Origin of the sequence: Priestia filamentosa (assembly GCF_900177535.1) — a bacterium.
Lineage (GTDB): Bacteria > Bacillota > Bacilli > Bacillales > Bacillaceae_H > Bacillus_I > Bacillus_I filamentosa.
On sequence record NZ_FXAJ01000002.1, the window covers coordinates 587,119 to 604,525 of the forward strand.

The following is a 17,407-nucleotide window of genomic DNA, read 5'->3' on the forward strand; positions in this document are numbered from 1 at the left end:
TGTAATATAAAACAAAAGGAGTGGTTTAGATAGAGTATATACAAGGAGGAGCAGTCCCAAAAATATTCAAGGTTTCAGATTATAAAAATTGAATTAGCAGTAGGCAAGGATGATAGTAATTACTATAAATATGGGTCCAAAATTAATAGGAAACTATGTAAGAAACATTAAGATACTTCTTTTTTGAAATAAAAAATTCTATTAAAGGAGGAATACATATGTCATTGCAATCGATATTTGGCAAAGAGGATGTATCTCTTTATAAAGTTCAAACTCATTCACAAGGGGCAGACGGTTCACTCCCACTTACATCAGAAATGTTGCTAGATTCACCAAGTGGTGACCTTTTTGGATTATCTCAAAATGTTGGAATGGGATGGGCACCTTCAAATCTCCTTGGAAAACAAGTTTTAATTCTCGGTACTCAAGGTGGAATTAGGAATCATGATGGTACTCCAATTGCATTAGGTTATCATACTGGCCATTGGGAAATAGGTTTATTAATGAAGGCGTCAGCTGAAGAGATTAGTAGACAAGGAGGGGTTCCTTTTGCAGGATTCGTAAGTGATCCATGTGATGGCCGTTCTCAAGGAACTACCGGTATGTTTGATTCTCTGCCTTTTCGAAACGATGCGGCTATAGTTTATCGAAGATTAATTCGATCATTGCCTACACGTCGGGCAATTATTGGGGTAGCTACATGTGATAAAGGTCTTCCGGCGATGATGGTAGCCCTAGCATCAATGCACGACTTGCCAACTATTATTGTCCCTGGAGGTGTTACTCTTCCACCTACAAATGGAGAAGACGCAGGAAAAATTCAAACAATTGGGGCAAGATACGCAAACAACGAAATTACTTTACAAGAAGCTGCTGACCTTGGATGTCGTGCTTGTGCTACACCAGGAGGAGGGTGTCAATTCCTTGGTACAGCTGGCACTTCCCAAGTTGTTGCAGAGGCTATTGGACTAGCTTTACCTCACTCGGCACTAGCACCTTCAGGTCAGCCAATATGGATTGAGATGGCTAAGCAATCAGCGCGTGCAGCTTTAGAATTGGAAAAGAAAAGGATAGCCACCAAAGATATTATTACAGATAAAGCGATAGAAAATGCTATGGTGATTCACGCGGCTTTTGGAGGTTCAACAAATTTACTCCTTCATATCCCAGCAATTGCTCATGCAGCTAATTGTAAGATACCCGCTGTTGAAGATTGGACTAGAATCAATAAGAAAGTTCCTCGCTTAGTTGATGTACTACCAAATGGTCCTGTTGGTCATACAACGGTTAAGGTATTCCTAGCAGGTGGGGTTCCAGAGGTTATGCTTCATTTAAGAAAATTAGGTGTCTTGCATGAAGATGTATTAACAGTTACCGGAGAAACCCTTGGTGCAAACCTCGATTGGTGGGAAAAATCTGAAAGACGTGCAATGATGAAAAAACACTTATTAGAAACTGATGGAATTAATCCTGATGATATTATCATGGACCCAGTCAAAGCAAAAGAAAAAGGTCTAACTTCTACAGTTACATTCCCGAAAGGAAATATTGCTCCTGAAGGGTCAGTAATTAAATCAACTTCCATTGATCCATCTGTGGTAGACGAAGATGGAGTGTATCGACATACAGGAAAAGCTAAGGTCTTTACTTCGGAAAAGGCAGCCATAAAAGCTATTAAAACAGGAGGAATTGAAGCAGGAGATGTAATGGTTGTTATGGGCGGTGGTCCTTCAGGAACAGGGATGGAGGAAACATATCAACTAACATCGGCATTAAAACATTTGTCTTTTGGAAAACATGTCTCCTTGATTACAGATGCACGGTTTTCAGGTGTTTCTACTGGCGCTTGTATTGGACATGTTGGACCTGAGGCATTGGCTGGGGGAGCAATTGGGAAATTGTGTGATGGAGATGTCATTGAAATCATGGTTGACCGCAATCAGTTAGTAGGTTCCATTAATTTTGTTGGAACTGAGAACGAAAGACTTTCTTTAGAAAAAGCAACTAAAGTCTTGAAAGAACGTGACCTTCATCCAGACCTCACGCCAGATCCTGGTCTTCCAGATGATACTCGTTTATGGGCTGCGCTTCAATCCGTAAGTGGAGGAACTTGGCGCGGAAATATCTATGATACAGATCGAATTATTGAAGTTCTAAAAGCTGGAATAAAAGCATTAGGTGAAGAAAAAACACTAGTTCAAAATTAATCTATTGTTGCAATTTTAAAGCACATTTAAGACCTTGCTTTTTAAACTGTATAGTTTATTCTTCTGATTTATTAAGTAGTTAGGAGAATGGTTATAGGGGTGCGTTAAAACTCTCTCATGGCTTTAAATGAAAGCGGTTTCTAAAAGGTGTCTTTTCAAATAAATAAACTTTATGACTAGTAAACAAAATAGCAGAAGCATCCTAGAGTTACTAATTAAAATATAGGGTCAGCGTTTTAGTAAGTTTAACAAATAAAAATATTTTAATTATTTTTTTGGGGGGTTATTATGCCATTACTTATAGTAGTGATTGGAATTATTCTGTTGCTAATTTTGATTACTGGATTCAAATTAAATACATTTGTTTCATTAATTATTGTATCTTTTATTGTATCTTTAGCGCTTGGAATGCCTCTAGGAAATGTTGTTACATCAATTGAAGGTGGATTAGGAGGTACACTTGGTCATATAGCTTTAATATTTGGACTTGGTGCAATGCTTGGTAGGTTAATCGCTGATGCAGGGGGAGCCCAGCGTATTGCAATGACCTTAATTAACAAATTTGGAGAAAAAAGAATTCAGTGGGCTGTTGTAGTTGCTTCGTTTATTGTAGGTATAGCCCTATTTTTCGAAGTAGGATTAGTTTTATTAATTCCAATTGTATTTTCAATTGCGAAAGAATTAAGAGTTTCCATTTTACACCTAGGTATCCCTATGGCTGCAGCCTTATTAGCAACTCATAGTTTCTTACCTCCACATCCAGGACCAACAGTAATAGCTGGTGAATACGGTGCGGATATTGGATTAGTTTTACTTTACGGTATTATTGTCGCAATACCAACCGTCATTTTAGCAGGTCCTCTCTATACGAAGCTTGCTAAAAAAATTGTACCTCATGCGTTTAACAAAACAGGTAATATAGCTTCTTTAGGAGAACAAAAAACATTCCAATTTGAAGAAACACCAGGTTTCGGGATAAGCGTATTGACTGCAATGTTCCCTGTTTTATTAATGGCTATATCTACAATGCTTGATATGGTTCAAAAATCAGTAAGATTTGAAGATAATCTATTAATAGAAATTGTCCGTCTTATAGGAAATCCTTCGTCTGCAATGTTGATATCTTTATTTCTTGCATTCTATACAATGGGAATAGCGAGAAATATTCCAATAAAAGAAGTGATGGATTCTTGTACATCATCAATAGCCTCAATTGGTATGATGCTATTAATTATCGGAGGTGGAGGTGCGTTCAAGCAAGTACTAATTGATGGAGGGGTAGGGGACTATGTAGCAGAATTATTTAAAGGAACTTCAATGTCACCTATCATACTTGCTTGGTTAGTTGCCGCGATATTACGTATATCTTTGGGATCAGCTACAGTTGCAGCTATATCTACTGCAGGATTAGTTATTCCAATGCTGGCTCAATACGATGCTAATTTAGCCTTAGTAACTCTTGCAACTGGAGCAGGCAGCTCAATTTGCTCGCATGTTAATGATGCAGGATTTTGGATGATTAAAGAATATTTTGGGTTAAGCATGAAAGAAACATTTTCAACATGGACCATACTTTCCACAATTACTTCTGTAGCAGGATTAGTGTTTATTTTATTATTAGATGCATCCTTAATTATCTCAGGAGCAGTAATCATTCTTATTAGTATAGTAGCAATATATTTAAGTATGTTTGAGCGATCTAAAGATAAAAGAAACGCTTTGGGGATATAACGGCATAAAACTTTTGGGAAAACAAGGGATAGTTTAAGAGAAGTGAAATTATCCCTAATATTTAATAAGGTTCGTTATAATCATCCCCCTACAATAACAAGGCCCGCTCCATTTCTAAGAAAAAGACATAAAATAAATGATCGTACTTTAATAAAAGTGAAGAACGTAAGGGAGAAGATATTTAAACAAAATGAGAGGTCCCTCGTTAGATATACAGAAGATATATATTCAATTTAAGAAGGGAAAAATAGCTCTCCTGGGCAATAAGGAGAGTTCTTTTTCTTTTATAAATAGCATATGAATAGCAAGGTATAAATTACGAATTAATAATAAAGCTGTATAAAAACAGTTATAACAGGAGCGAAGGGTTAACAGTAAGGGGCATTCACTTTCAACATCTAAGAGTGTTAACGTTTGCTGTTCATCTATAATTAAAGTCAGTATTTTTGAGGGAGTGAAATTATGGGTGATAAAACTGGAGAAAAATTTAGCTATATTGACTATTGGGAAGAGAACTATTCAAATGGAGGGAATTCGGGAAAAGGGTCTTACGGGGTTTTAGCACAATTCAAGGCAGATATAATTAATCAGTTTATAAATAAGAAACAAATTCACAAGGTGATCGAATTTGGATGTGGAGATGGAAATCAATTGAAATATATGAATTACCCTAACTACTTAGGGATGGATATTTCACCAACGTCTATAGATATATGCTCAAAGACGTTTGAAAAAGATAAGACAAAAAGTTTTCTCCTATATAATCCTAAATATTTTATGAATAATGAATATTTCACAAGTGACTTAGTAGTATGTTTAGACGTTTTATATCATATTACAAATGAAGATGATTTCTGGAAAACTTTAGATGATATTTTTTCTTGTAAAGCTACTTATATTATTTTGTATACGAGGATTACTAAACCAGAAGAGTTTGTGTACGGTATTCCAACAATTCAAGATCGCGATATTTTAAGCTGCTTATCTAAATACGGAGACTACAAAGTTATGGAAATTATTGAACAAAAATACAAGGAATTGTCAGGGGCAAGTTTTATTATTTTAGAAAAAGTTTAGTAATATAATTTATCCTCAGCCAAAGGAGGAGAACGATGAGTATATTTACTTCAAGATTTATCCTTGAAATTGATCCATATTCAAAGCATTTTGTCTTTAACTTACCAAATACTTGGGAGACTAGACCTCATGAATATGGATGGGCAAAGAATTTTGCTGAGACTGAGGATATTGTATTAGATGCAGCCTGTGGACTTTCTCATCCATTAAAATTTTATTTAGCTGATAAATGCAAAGAAGTATACGCTTGTGATATTGATGGCAGAATTCTATCCAAATCCTCTATCCTTAAAGATATTGAGGATACTTATGGAACCGTAATTGACGACTCTTTTCTTAAACATTCTTTCACTCCTATCCATTTTTCGCAGTCCTCTTTGACAAACCTCCCATATCAAAATAAGAGTTTTGATAAAATTTTCTGTATCTCTGTTTTAGAACATCTAAGTAAAGAAGATATGGAGCAAACCTTTAAGGAATTTAGGAGAACATTAAAAGATCAAGGCTTACTTATCGTTACCTTTGACTATCCTGCTATTAATCTAGAGGAGTTAAAGATACTACTTGATAAGGTGAAATTGAAATTTCATGGTGATTACTCATTTGATAAACCGGATAATGTTTTAGTTTCAACTATATGGGGGGAGCTAAACTGTTTTAGAGCTGTGTTAATAAAAGATTAATATGAAGGTTTGAATATATAAATTATTTGTTGAATTTTGCTTCACATAATATATCTTTAGTGAAGTTAGAAAAGTCCAGATCCTTTGTTTGAAAAGGGATTTGGACTTTTACTTTTTTCCGCTTTATCCATTGTTGATATATAAGGTTTTGAATAACAAGAATAGATGTTTTCGGAAAAAATAAAAAGTAATTAATTACCTTTTATAGTATATTTATTGCATGTAGTGATTTAGCAGACTATAATTGAAAAATATATTCATCCGGGGGATGTTTAATAAGATGAACATTTGGTTGTGGATAAGTATGTTTGTTGCAATATTCGGTGGAAGTTATGCTGGTTACAGGAGAAGAAGGAAGAACATGGAGAATGAAAACAAAAACTGATCTACTATTTTAATCACTCCCTTGTTCGATAGAGCTTGTGCCACTTATTTGTATTTAAAATGAGAAAATCCTTTGCTATAAATAAGCAAAGGATTCTTTTTTTATTTATATGATAATTTACAAATTTAAAGGATTTCACTAATATTTTGACTCGGTGTTATTACTTGATGATCTTGACTGTATTTTTCCTGAACAAAGTAGATAGCAAAGAGAGAAATTAGACATGGAATAGCAAAGGCTAAAAAGTTAACCTGTAAAGAATATTGCTGACTTAATAAAATGCCTACCAGCATTGGTCCCATAATCCCACCAATTCTACCGATTCCGAGTGCCCATCCAATACCTGTTGATCTAATTGCTGATGGATAATATTGTGACACATAGGCATTTATAATAATCTGTGTTCCAGTTGTCGTTCCCCCAGCAATTGCTAATAAAATATAAAGGAAAATCATATTTGGCTTAAAGCTTAAAAGTAAAAGAGAAGAGAAGGCTACTAGAAAGTAGGAAATCAGGATTCTTCTTGATCCAAATCGATCTGCTAATTTCCCGCCAACGATCGCTCCAATCACTGCGCCTACATTTAGTACTAATAAGAAGGTTAAGCTCGATCCTAAAGGATAGCCTGCACCTTGCATAATTTTAGGAAGCCATGTACTTAAACCATACATAACCAATAAACACATAAAAAAAGAAAGCCAAAACATTAGGGTACTTAAAGCGCGTTTTTCACTAAATAATCCTTTAACAGGGAACCCTGTATGTATCTCTGTATTTATAATAAATTCATCCGTTTCTCCATAGTTATTTTCCTTATTAATTTGATTAAGAAGGCAAACTAAGCATTTTTTTTGATGTCGCAAAACATAAAAATTAAGTGATTCTGGCAGTACTTTATAAAGGATAGGGAGAAAAAGTAAAGGAAGGGCAGCTAACCATACAACAGATCTCCATCCAAGACTAGGGATTAAATAAATGGCTCCAATCGATGCAACTACACCACCTAATGCATGCCCACTAAACATAATGGAAACGAGTGTGCTTCGGAGTTTTTTAGGAGCATATTCTGTTACCAACGCAACAAGATTTGGCATAACTCCACCTAATCCTAATCCAGCGATAAACCGTTGTATGCCAAACGCTATAAACCCATTTGCAAATCCTGAAGTAAAGGTGAATACAGAAAAGATGACTGTACATGTTAAAATTACGTTCTTTCTTCCCATCTTATCTGCAACTGGTCCAAAAATTAGGGCACCTAACATCATTCCTATCAAAGCATAGCTACTAAGAGCACCTGCTTCAATTGGACTAATATTCCACTCCTGAATTAAAGAGGGGATAATAGTTCCTAACATAAACATATCATAGCCGTCGCAAATAATAATAAACATACAACAAATCAATAGTTTTAAATGAAAGCGACTAAATTTTTGATGCTCAATGATTTCACTAACCGTGATTGTCTTCATATCTTGTATCTCCTTACATATATCCTTTTTTCTCAACGGTTTAAAAAAGTAAAGCATGTAGTAAACTTTTGTAGTACGGGATAAATGAATGGAATCGATTTCTTTCTGTTCACTTTTTATAGAGAGGAACAAGGATTAAAAATACAGTCCTCCTATGTTTTAAACAATCTATCAGTTTAATAATCGATAGGGAGGACCCGTTTGTACGACAAGCTTTTTAACTCACATAAGGTTCTAGATTTCAAGTTGGATTATGATAACGCTTGCATAACTAATGTTAGGTATGATGTTAAGCTAATTAGAAAGCAAAGCCTTACAGTAAATTAATAAAATCTATAAACTCAAATTTGATTAGAGCAGTATGTGAAGGTTCAAAAAGAGTGAAAGGAATAAGACCTGTCCACCCGACCTTATCATGGCTCTCGTCGAGAAATATTGTCACTCAAACGTGTATGTTTTATCTACATTTGTTTTAGTTGGCTCTAACTCTAGATCATCTTCATTAGAATGAGCGTATTTTCCAGGTACTAATGCTAGGGTAATGGCCGCAATTAAACCCGGAATGGCAAAAGCAATAAAATTTAAGTGAATTGGTAAAGTAACGGTTAAAAGGAAGCCCCCTAAAAGTGGTCCAAGCATACCACCAATTCTGCCCATGCCAGACGCTACTCCTAAAGCTGTAGATCTGATATAAGGAGGGTAGTACTGAGATACATAAGCTTGTACAATATTCTGCGCCCCGATTGTTGCAGCACCCGCAATGGCTACTAATATATAAATCACAGAGATATTCCCACTAAATCCGAGTAGTGTTAAGGCAATGGCTCCTGAAGCATACATTGGAACGAGCATCTTTTTAAATCCGTATTTATCACAAAGTCGGCCAATAATAAGGGTTCCAACAATAGCCCCACCTTGAAGAGCGATAAGGAAAGCCAAACTTGACGTCAATCCATATCCTGCTTCAATCATTAGTTTAGGAAGCCAAGTATTCAAACCATATACCATTAACAAGCAACTAAAAAAGGCAATCCAAAACATGATAGTGCTTAAAGAGCGATTATCTTTAAATAAACCAAGGATTGGAACTTTTGTTTCGGGTGCTTTCACTTCCATAATTTCATCGTTTTCATTAAAAGCAAATTCATTATCCACTTTAGAAAGAGTAGAGATTAGTTCTTCTTTCTTTCCTGTTCTAATAAGGTGACTAGCTGTTTCAGGTAACTGCTTATACATGAATGGAAGAGCTAGCAAAGGAAGCCCTGCAAACCAAAAGATAGACTCCCAACCGAATGTAGGAATTAAAAAGATTCCTAATAAAGGTGCAAGTATTCCACCGATTGAATAGCCGCATAATACAATCGATACAATCATACTTCTTATTGATTTAGGGGCATAATCTGTTAATAAAGCAATCACATTAGGCATGATGCCTCCAAGGCCTAAACCTGCTAGAAAACGAAAGGTAGAGAAAAGCGTTGGCGTTTCAGCAAAGCCGCATAAAAACGTAAATAAGCTAAAAAATATCAGTGTAATAGCGATAACATTTTTCCTGCCGATCCGGTCAGCTAGGGTACCAAAGAAAATGGCACCGAACATCATGCCAAATAGTCCGTAGCTTCCCATTGCTCCGGCTTCAACTGCCGTAAGATTCCACTTATCAATTAAGATTGGTACAGCAGTCCCATAGACAACCAAATCATATCCATCAAATGCAATAATAAGAAAACTCCATAAGAGCAATCTTAAATGAAAACGGTTAAATTTACTTTTATTAATAATTTCTGTCGTATTAATGTAAGCCAAATGTGCTCCCCCTTAGTTTTAAATAAATCTAGAAAAATGATAGCGCTTACCTATTTGCGGATGAATTCATTGCTCTTCTGATAATACCTCCTTTTTCTATAAATAGTTAACTAGGTTACTTATTAGTGATTATAACGGGGTATTTTCATGTTTTCAACATAAAATTTTTAATTTTTATACTGTTCTGATAATCTTTTATCAAAAACCATGATTTATAAGAAAGGAATTTCATCCAAATAAATCTATATAGAGAATTTTTCGGAGGATTTTTTAGAAAAGCACAATAAAAAAAGTGGGGATTATCCCACTTTTTTTTATTGTGCTTTTATTCTACATATTATTTATATCCAAAAGTTCTAGATATTTCTTTGCTTATATTTATTAAATATTTACTAAGTTCCTCTTCTTCATGATGAGGGATTAACTCAGAAAAGCCTACAATCGTAACTGCTCCAAGAACGTCCTTTTTGTAATCAAATACAGGGAAAGAAACTGAGGATACAGATGAAACAAGCGGTTCTCTAGCAAAAGAAATTTCTTTCTCGCGAATTGATTTGTACTCTTCATCAAGGTGTTTAGCTTTTTCTGGAGAAGCTTGCTTCAGCTCTTTTTCTTTCCATTCACGAATGATGTGTTCATCCATAAAGGTTGCAAATACTTTACCTGTTGCAGAAAGAAGTGGAAGAAAAGTCCCTATTTGAGCTCCTATGTTATACCCTTGTCCTTGATTGGTTTTAAACTCTCTGACAATCATGGGGCCATTTTGTGTCCAAACGGAATATAAAACAGTATTCAAGCTTTTTTCATTGATTTCTTGTAGATACGGGGCAATGCGTTCAACGGCATTTTCTTGATCTGCAGCAATCATTCCATATTCAATTAGCTTACTTCCTAATACATATGCTCCAGAGTCCTTGTCTCGATAAAGAATTTCTAATTGAGTCAACGTATTAAGATATTTATACAGGTTGCTCTTTGTAATTTTAGTTAAATCTTGAATATCGGAGAATTTTAGAGGCTTTCCTTGTTTCGCTATTAAATCTACGATACTCATGCCTATTTCTAGTGATTGAATTGTTGTTCCTTTCTTAATGCCTTCCATTAAGATCCTCCTCATACGATTGAAAGATTGAAATAAGACTTATTATATTAGCATGATGGCAGTTCATGTAACAGTAGAAAAGTAGAGATTAATTAAAATACAGTTGAAACTATTGAATGAAGTATTTCTATTAACAGGATAATACAGCTTACTGTATATAAAAGTTTCTACCATTGGTCGAAGCGAGAACCGCCGTCATAATAAATAAATTATAACATCTAGATAGGAGAAGCTTGGAAAAATGATTGTTTAATTATTTAAAAATAATTTTCAGATAATATTGACAACTACAAAGAAATGGATTAAGTTTATTATATAAATAGTGAACAAAGTTATCTATAAAGATAATTTGTTGAATTTTTATTTGGAAATGAGGTGATGATATGAAAAAGTTTCTCGTTGTAATTGAAAGAAAACCTTCTTTTACAGGTAACTTCATTCAAGGACACCGTGAATTTTTGCAAAATTTAAAAGAAATTCAAATCCTTTTTATAGCAGGAAGTTTTGAAGATCAAACTGGAGGAGCTTATGTTATTGGAGCTGATTCTTTAGAAGAAGCAAGAGCAACTGTTGCAAAGGATCCTATGAATCAAGATAATGAATGCGTTTACAAAGTTAAAGAATGGAATGCTAACTAACTGTAAAAATTTCAGAATGAAAGGGAGTTTACTAATGAAACTAATTACATTTACCCGTGAAGGTATGAAACAACGCGTAGGAGCTATCGTTAACAACCAAGTAGTTGACCTACATACTGCTTATAAATCTCTACTTGCATCAGAAGGGAAAATTCGTGCTCAACAAATTGCGGAAGCATTTGTTCCTGCAGATATGACTGGATTTTTACAAGGTGGAAAAGAAAGCGTAGAACTTGCGAAAGATGCCGTTGAGTATGCATTAGAAAATAAAAATGATAGCGGATACAAATTCCTGTATGGGATAAATGAAGTAAAAGTAGAAGCACCTGTTCCAGCGCCCGGGAAAATCATCTGCGTTGGTCACAACTACCGTGAACATATTTTAGAAATGAAACGTGAGCTTCCACCACATCCGGTTGTCTTTGCTAAGTTTGCTAATACGATAATTGGACCACAAGATGATATCCCATTTCATCCCATTTCAGAACAGCTTGATTATGAAGCAGAGTTTACGTTTGTTATTGGCAAACGCGCAAGAAACGTATCGCAAGAAGAGGCTCTTGATTATGTAGCTGGATATAGCATTGTTAATGACGTGACATATCGAGATATTCAACGTCGGACAATTCAGTGGTTGCAAGGAAAAACAGTTGATGGAAGTGCTCCAATGGGACCTTGGCTTGTTACTTCCGATGAACTTAAAGATCCATCAGGGTTAGAAGTGGTTTTAACTGTTAATGGGGAAGAACGTCAACGTTCTAATACAGAAAATCTAGTATTCTCTGTTCAGTATTTAGTTGAATTTCTATCAGGATTAATGACGCTTGAGCCAGGTGATGTCATTTTAACAGGTACACCTGGTGGCGTAGGAGTTGCACGTAATCCTCAATCCTTCTTAAAAGACGGTGACATTGTCAAAATTGAAATTGATCAAATTGGTATCCTTGAAAACCGTGTAGCAAGTGTCAAAGAAGTAATCGAGGTGAAAGGATAATGACTATTTTACAAGTTAAAGATTCTATCACATCTGTCCAACAATCGCTTGACCAAGTGATTCAAATCTCAGAGGGACTTTCTAATGAGGTACTCCGTTGGAATCCCACTGAAGAAGAATGGTCTGTTATGCAAATTCTGTGTCATTTAGCAGAAGCTCTTCCTTATTGGCTTAATGAAATTGAACAACTTCTAGAGAATCCAGGCAAAGAGTGGGGACGAGGTCTCCAAGATGAAGCGCGTTTAGCAGCTGTTGAAAAAAGTAAAGTTCATAACACTTCTCTATTAGATGCGTTAAAAAAGCTTGAGGAAGTTAAGTTACAAGTGGAGAATACCCTTAGCAAGTTAGATGAGAGAAAATTAGCGATGGAAGCCCCAAGCCGAAATCCTCGCTTTGGTACAAAGCCTATTTCATTTATCGTGGATCATTTACTTGTTGAACATGCAAGTAAGCATTTAGGACAAATTGAACGTAATTTATCTAAGGTCAATAAATAATAGATTAGGAGGAATAAAGAATGGCTGAAAAAATGGATTTTTTTAAAAGTAAAATTGTCCAAGACTTTACAAAAGATATTAGACAATATAATCTTGGACCGCTTTGGGAAGCAATTCCAGAACTCATGCATCATCAGCCTGAACCTCATGCACAAGCATATCTTTGGAAATGGGATTTGCTTGAGAAAAAATTAGGGGAGGCTGCCCAAATTTTCACTCCTGAGCGCGGTGGTGAGCGAAGAGCCATTTATCTTCAAAACCCTGGGTTAGACTATAGACAGCCATGGGGATGGGCCTCTACTTCTCAAACCCTTTATGCAGCAGTACAACTGTTGCAACCTGGTGAGGTGGCCCCGTCTCATCGTCATACACAAAATGCTCTTCGTTTTGTTACACATGGTGAAGGCGCTTACTCTATTGTGGAAGGCGAACGTATTTTTATGCAAGAAGGAGATTTTGTGATTACTCCAAAAAACCTTTGGCATGGCCATGGTCATGAGGGGACAGAGCCAATGATTTGGATGGATGTACTTGATATCCCAACCATTTATATGATGGGTGGTACGTTCTTTGAGCCGTATCCTGAAAGAATCGAACAGCCAAGAGTACCAGATAATTACTCTGCACAGCGTTATGAAGGTGGGATGGTTCGCCCAATTTCTGACCGTTATCCTAAGGTTGCACCACTTGGCGCTTATAAATGGAATCAAACATTGAAAGCCATTAATGGCTTATCATGCTTTGAGCCAGATCCATATGACGGTTATGCCGTTGAATTTATTAATCCATCAAACGGGCAAACAGCAAACCCGAATATTGGAGCATGGATTCAAAAACTACCAAAAGGCTTTCATTCAAAAGCTCACCGTCATACTCATTCAACGATTTATCAAGTATTTAAAGGCTCAGGCTACAGTATTATTAACGGTGTTCGTTTTGATTGGTCAAAAGGGGATTACTTTATCATTCCGAACTGGGCAGTTCATGAGCATGTAGCATTAGAGGACACTTTCTTTTTCTCTGTAAATGATTTGCCGATTATGGAAAAATTCGATCTTGAACAAGAAGTGGCATATGAACGTAATAATGGCTATCAAGAAACAAAAGAAGAATTTAAACCTGCACTCGTATAAGGATCATTGGATAAGGGGGATAACATGATGATTAATCAAGAACAGAAAGTAATTATCATTGGTGGCGGAATTGGAGGGGTAGCAGCAGCTCTTGCATCTGCTGAAGCTGGTCATAAAACAAAAATTTTAGAACAAGCTCCTCAATTTGGGGAAATTGGAGCGGGTATCCAAATGGGGCCAAACGCAATGGCGGTTTTAGATCGATTTGGTTTAGCTGATGAAATTACCAAAGTTGCTGTATTTCCAAAGAGACTTGTTTTAAAAGATGTATATACTGCAAAGGAATTGGCGGCATTAGATTTAGGTAGTGAGTTTAAAGAGAAGTATGGCTTTCCTTATATTGTCTTACATCGTTCAGATTTACATCGCATTTTAGTAGAAGCAGCTGAGAAAAATCCATTGATTAGCCTTATCAATGATCAAATTATTGACAAGGTAGAGGAAAATGAGAGAGGCGTTACAGTTACTAACCAAAGAGGGGAACAATTCATCGGAAAAGCCGTCATTGGTGCAGATGGTCTTTGGTCAAAAACTCGTAAGTACATCTATGATGACGAGGCAATTTGCTCTCATTATGTAGCATACCGCGGTACGGTTCCAATTGAAGAGATTAGCAATGATGCGAATATGGATGATGTAATTATGTGGATTGGTCCTAATCTTCACCTTGTGCAGTATCCTGTTCGTAAAGGTGAATTGTATAATCAAGTCGTTGTATTCAAAAGTCAAAATTACAAGCCAGATTCAGATGAATGGGGAACACCAGAAGAAATGGATAGAGTATTTGAAGGATGTCATCCACTTGTTGAGAATGCGCTTACCTTCATTCACCGTCAAATTCGCTGGCCTATGTATGATCGCTTACCAATTGATAATTGGACAAAAGGGAACTTCACACTTCTTGGAGATGCTGCACATCCAATGCTTCAATACTTAGCACAGGGTGGATGTCAAGCATTAGAAGATGCCTCTTATTTAGCTGATATGCTGCACGTTCATGGTGAAAATTTTCAACAAGCTTTCTTAGATTACCAAGAAGAACGGCTTCCACGTACTGCGAAGGTACAAAAAAGTGCTCGGACATGGGGAGAAATTATCCATGCAGAAAATCCTGTCTCTATCTTACTACGCGATACACTTTTAAAAAAGAAAGAGGCAAAAGAATTTGAAATGATAGACTGGTTATATGGACATAAAAAACTAATGAGTAAAGAAGTTAGCACAAGTTAGGAAAACTATAGGAAGATATAAACAAAAACTTCTTCTTGCTAATCATCTCTAGGTTAGAGATGCTATGATATGATGTTATTAATCTATTTAAATGATATATAAACTTATAGGAAAAGGATTTAGCCTTCTTTAATAAATAGTAAAATCTATAAAGACCGCCTTGTATCTATTAGTGTACAAGGCGGTCTTCTTTATAGTTGATTGGTTGTTGGCATAACAAGAATGATAGACAGTAAAAAGCTTGGATATTGCCTTCCAGGCTTTTTTGATTAATGAAATACAGATCTCAATTGATTTTCACTTTCGTTCTATGAATCCTCTATATCCTCCTTCACAAATCACTCTTTAGAGTCATTCTTCATCTATTTACCCTGCGTATAATGATAAAGGTATGGGGAGTACATATTCTTAATAGAACTACTTAACATAGAGGAAGGAGCTTATATCCCAACATTCAAACAAGCTATTATCACAGAATAGTATTATTGAATATTTTGATGTTCTAGACTAGTAAGGAGGGAAAAGAAATGGAAACTTCAAGGGAAGAGAATCAGGTTTCTGCTCAAAAAAATACGAAGAAGCAAAAGCTAGGAAACCCCTTATATCGTACTGTATGGAGATGGCATTTCTATGCAGGAATTTTATTTGCACCTTTCCTTGTCATTTTAGCTGTGACAGGTTCCGTTTATTTATTTAAGCCTCAAATTGAACAAGTTCTTTACCAGGAGTACTATGAAGTCAATCCCCAAGGAGAAAAAGAGCTTGGCTCACAGCAAATAGAGGAGGTCAAAAAACTGTACCCTAACGCCTTAGTCACTTCTTATCGTCCAGGAGAAACAGACGATCGATCAAGTGAAGTGGGCATCATTTCCCATGATGAAGCTCTTACTGTTTTTATTAATCCTTATACAGGTGAATCTATGGGAACGTTGAAAGATGAAGATCGGATTATGGATAAAATTGAAGAAATCCATGGAGAATTAATGGCTGGGACGCTGGGAGATCGAATTGTAGAATTGGCAGCCTGCTGGGCCATTGTTCTTATTGTAACTGGGCTATTTTTATGGTTCCCAAAAAGGAAAAAAGGGATGGGTGGAGTATTGTTCCCCCGATTTAAGAAAGGAAGCAAGATTTTAAGAAGAGACCTACATGCTGTTCCTGCATTTTGGATTACAGCTGGTATGTTATTCTTGATTTTCACTGGTCTTCCTTGGTCAGGGTTTTGGGGCACTAATTTCCAATCGATCGCTACAAATTCAGGATCAGGATACCCTCCTTCTATCTGGACAGGAAGTACCCCAACTTCTGCTGTTCAAACAAAAGATATTGTAGAGGTACCATGGGCAGCTGAAACCTTAGAGGTTCCGAAATCCAATATTCAGGGATTAGTACCTCTTTCCATTGACAATGTAGTTGATATTGCTAATCGTGAAGGAATGCATCCTAGCTATACCATTAGTATTCCAAATGATAAAGAAGGTGTATATACGCTATCAGCTTTTCCGCCTAAAGCACAAGATGAAGCGACCATTCATATTGATCAATACTCAGGTGCTGTGCTAGCTGATTATCGTTATGATTATTACGGATTTATTGGAAAACTAGTGGCATTAGGAATTACATTACACAAAGGAACTCAATTTGGTTTCCTTAACCAACTTGTTAGTCTTGCCATTTGTTTAGGTATCATTTTCATTGCCGTTAGTGGTTTTTATTTGTGGTTGAAACGTAAACCGAAAAAAGAGCTGGGTGCGCCTAAAGCTCCTAGTATCAGAACGATGAAGGTTTTTCTCGTTGTTTTAATTGGATTAGGCATTGTATTTCCTTTGGTAGGGCTATCTCTTATCTTTGTATGGTTGTTGGATTGGCTTATTATCAAAAAAATTCCCGCTGTTAAGAAGTTTATGAATGCTTAATTCCAATATAAAGGAGGTTTTAATCCTTGAAAAAGAAACGATATATGTATATAGGATTCTTTTTTCTTTTCAGCCTCTTGCTTTCGGCTTGCTCGACTAAACCAGATGCAGCGAAACAATATAAGATGGAACATCCTCTTCAAGCTGAGATTATTCTACCAAAGTCGCTATCAACGAATACAGAGACAACCTTTAGAGTCAATCTAACTCAAGAGGGGAAAAAAGTGGAGAATCCAGATTATGTCCATTTTGAGATATGGAAACAAGATGGCTCAGTAAAATTTCCAATGGAACAAGCTGAGAAAGAGAAAAGGGGCACTTATCGTTTAACGAAAAAGCTAAAGCAAGATGGGTTATATTATGTACAAGTACATGCTAGTAAAGGCGGAGATCCTATTATGCCGAAGAAACAGTTTATTGTAGGGGAATTATCTAAGAGTGAATTAGAACTTCTACAAGATGGCGCTCCTAAACAAGAGAATGGACATCAACATCATCACTAATTTAGTAAAAACCCCTCCTTCTAATAAAGGTAG

At 36.0% G+C, this 17,407-nt stretch carries 14 protein-coding genes; 11 read left to right on the top strand and 3 right to left on the bottom strand.

Features of this window, described 5'->3' with window-relative positions; translation table 11 throughout:
* Positions 1-218: 218 nt before the first annotated feature.
* From B9N79_RS09960 to B9N79_RS09975, 4 genes are all read left to right on the top strand, one after another.
* Positions 219-2,207 (top strand): YjhG/YagF family D-xylonate dehydratase, encoded by a 1,989-nt coding sequence (locus tag B9N79_RS09960; protein ID WP_040057597.1) that lies wholly within the window; start codon positions 219-221, stop codon positions 2,205-2,207.
* Positions 2,208-2,495: 288 nt separating this feature from the next.
* Complete coding sequence (locus B9N79_RS09965; RefSeq protein ID WP_040057596.1) at positions 2,496-3,938, top strand: GntP family permease; 1,443 nt, start codon at positions 2,496-2,498, stop codon at positions 3,936-3,938.
* Between the two features lie 462 nt (positions 3,939-4,400).
* Complete coding sequence (locus B9N79_RS09970) at positions 4,401-5,015, top strand: class I SAM-dependent methyltransferase (protein WP_040057595.1); 615 nt, start codon at positions 4,401-4,403, stop codon at positions 5,013-5,015.
* 35 nt (positions 5,016-5,050) lie between these two features.
* Complete coding sequence (locus tag B9N79_RS09975) at positions 5,051-5,698, top strand: class I SAM-dependent methyltransferase (protein ID WP_046217287.1); 648 nt, start codon at positions 5,051-5,053, stop codon at positions 5,696-5,698.
* Positions 5,699-6,208: 510 nt separating this feature from the next.
* Here B9N79_RS09975 and B9N79_RS09980 read toward each other — a convergent pair.
* The 3 genes from B9N79_RS09980 to B9N79_RS09990 all read right to left on the bottom strand — a co-directional run bounded on the left by B9N79_RS09980 (position 6,209) and on the right by B9N79_RS09990 (position 10,463).
* Entirely contained in the window at positions 6,209-7,555 is a 1,347-nt protein-coding gene (locus tag B9N79_RS09980) for an MFS transporter (protein WP_040057593.1), read from the bottom strand.
* 438 nt (positions 7,556-7,993) lie between these two features.
* Entirely contained in the window at positions 7,994-9,361 is a 1,368-nt protein-coding gene (locus B9N79_RS09985; RefSeq protein ID WP_040057592.1) for an MFS transporter, read from the bottom strand.
* 337 nt (positions 9,362-9,698) lie between these two features.
* A complete protein-coding gene (locus tag B9N79_RS09990) occupies positions 9,699-10,463 on the bottom strand; it encodes an IclR family transcriptional regulator (protein ID WP_040057591.1) in 765 nt (254 codons plus the stop codon).
* 383 nt (positions 10,464-10,846) lie between these two features.
* On the opposite strand from B9N79_RS09990, the gene B9N79_RS09995 reads away from it, so the two are divergent.
* The 7 genes from B9N79_RS09995 to B9N79_RS10025 all read left to right on the top strand — a co-directional run bounded on the left by B9N79_RS09995 (position 10,847) and on the right by B9N79_RS10025 (position 17,374).
* Positions 10,847-11,101, top strand: coding sequence for a YciI family protein (locus B9N79_RS09995; protein ID WP_019394387.1), 255 nt, complete (start codon positions 10,847-10,849; stop codon positions 11,099-11,101).
* A 34-nt stretch (positions 11,102-11,135) separates the two neighbouring features.
* Complete coding sequence (locus B9N79_RS10000) at positions 11,136-12,095, top strand: fumarylacetoacetate hydrolase family protein (protein ID WP_046217288.1); 960 nt, start codon at positions 11,136-11,138, stop codon at positions 12,093-12,095.
* Positions 12,095-12,592, top strand: a complete 498-nt coding sequence (locus B9N79_RS10005) for a DinB family protein (protein WP_019394385.1) — start codon at positions 12,095-12,097, stop codon at positions 12,590-12,592. The genes B9N79_RS10000 and B9N79_RS10005 overlap by 1 nt, the downstream gene beginning before the upstream one ends.
* Before the next feature lie 20 nt (positions 12,593-12,612).
* Positions 12,613-13,725, top strand: a complete 1,113-nt coding sequence (locus B9N79_RS10010; RefSeq protein WP_019394384.1) for a cupin domain-containing protein — start codon at positions 12,613-12,615, stop codon at positions 13,723-13,725.
* A 27-nt stretch (positions 13,726-13,752) separates the two neighbouring features.
* Positions 13,753-14,955 carry an FAD-dependent monooxygenase gene (locus B9N79_RS10015; RefSeq protein ID WP_019394383.1) on the top strand — a complete coding sequence of 401 codons (1,203 nt, stop codon included), beginning with the start codon at positions 13,753-13,755 and terminating at the stop codon, positions 14,953-14,955.
* A gap of 527 nt (positions 14,956-15,482) precedes the next feature.
* Positions 15,483-16,871 (top strand): PepSY-associated TM helix domain-containing protein, encoded by a 1,389-nt coding sequence (locus B9N79_RS10020; protein ID WP_046217289.1) that lies wholly within the window; start codon positions 15,483-15,485, stop codon positions 16,869-16,871.
* A gap of 26 nt (positions 16,872-16,897) precedes the next feature.
* The gene (locus tag B9N79_RS10025) at positions 16,898-17,374 is read left to right on the top strand and encodes a FixH family protein (protein ID WP_082864725.1); all 477 of its coding nucleotides are present in this window, start codon (positions 16,898-16,900) and stop codon (positions 17,372-17,374) included.
* Positions 17,375-17,407 lie beyond the last annotated feature (33 nt).

Excerpts from the sequence above, each read along its gene's own strand:
- B9N79_RS10020 (WP_046217289.1), top strand. The coding sequence starts at position 15,483 with ATGGAAACTTCAAGGGAAGAGAATCAGGTTTCTGCTCAAAAAAATACG.
- B9N79_RS09960 (WP_040057597.1), top strand. The coding sequence starts at position 219 with ATGTCATTGCAATCGATATTTGGCAAAGAGGATGTATCTCTTTATAAA.
- B9N79_RS09990 (WP_040057591.1), bottom strand. The coding sequence starts at position 10,463 with ATGGAAGGCATTAAGAAAGGAACAACAATTCAATCACTAGAAATAGGC.
- B9N79_RS10010 (WP_019394384.1), top strand. The coding sequence starts at position 12,613 with ATGGCTGAAAAAATGGATTTTTTTAAAAGTAAAATTGTCCAAGACTTT.
- B9N79_RS09970 (WP_040057595.1), top strand. The coding sequence starts at position 4,401 with ATGGGTGATAAAACTGGAGAAAAATTTAGCTATATTGACTATTGGGAA.
- B9N79_RS09995 (WP_019394387.1), top strand. The coding sequence starts at position 10,847 with ATGAAAAAGTTTCTCGTTGTAATTGAAAGAAAACCTTCTTTTACAGGT.
- B9N79_RS10015 (WP_019394383.1), top strand. The coding sequence starts at position 13,753 with ATGATTAATCAAGAACAGAAAGTAATTATCATTGGTGGCGGAATTGGA.
- B9N79_RS10000 (WP_046217288.1), top strand. The coding sequence starts at position 11,136 with ATGAAACTAATTACATTTACCCGTGAAGGTATGAAACAACGCGTAGGA.
- B9N79_RS09980 (WP_040057593.1), bottom strand. The coding sequence starts at position 7,555 with ATGAAGACAATCACGGTTAGTGAAATCATTGAGCATCAAAAATTTAGT.
- B9N79_RS09965 (WP_040057596.1), top strand. The coding sequence starts at position 2,496 with ATGCCATTACTTATAGTAGTGATTGGAATTATTCTGTTGCTAATTTTG.
- B9N79_RS09975 (WP_046217287.1), top strand. The coding sequence starts at position 5,051 with ATGAGTATATTTACTTCAAGATTTATCCTTGAAATTGATCCATATTCA.
- B9N79_RS10005 (WP_019394385.1), top strand. The coding sequence starts at position 12,095 with ATGACTATTTTACAAGTTAAAGATTCTATCACATCTGTCCAACAATCG.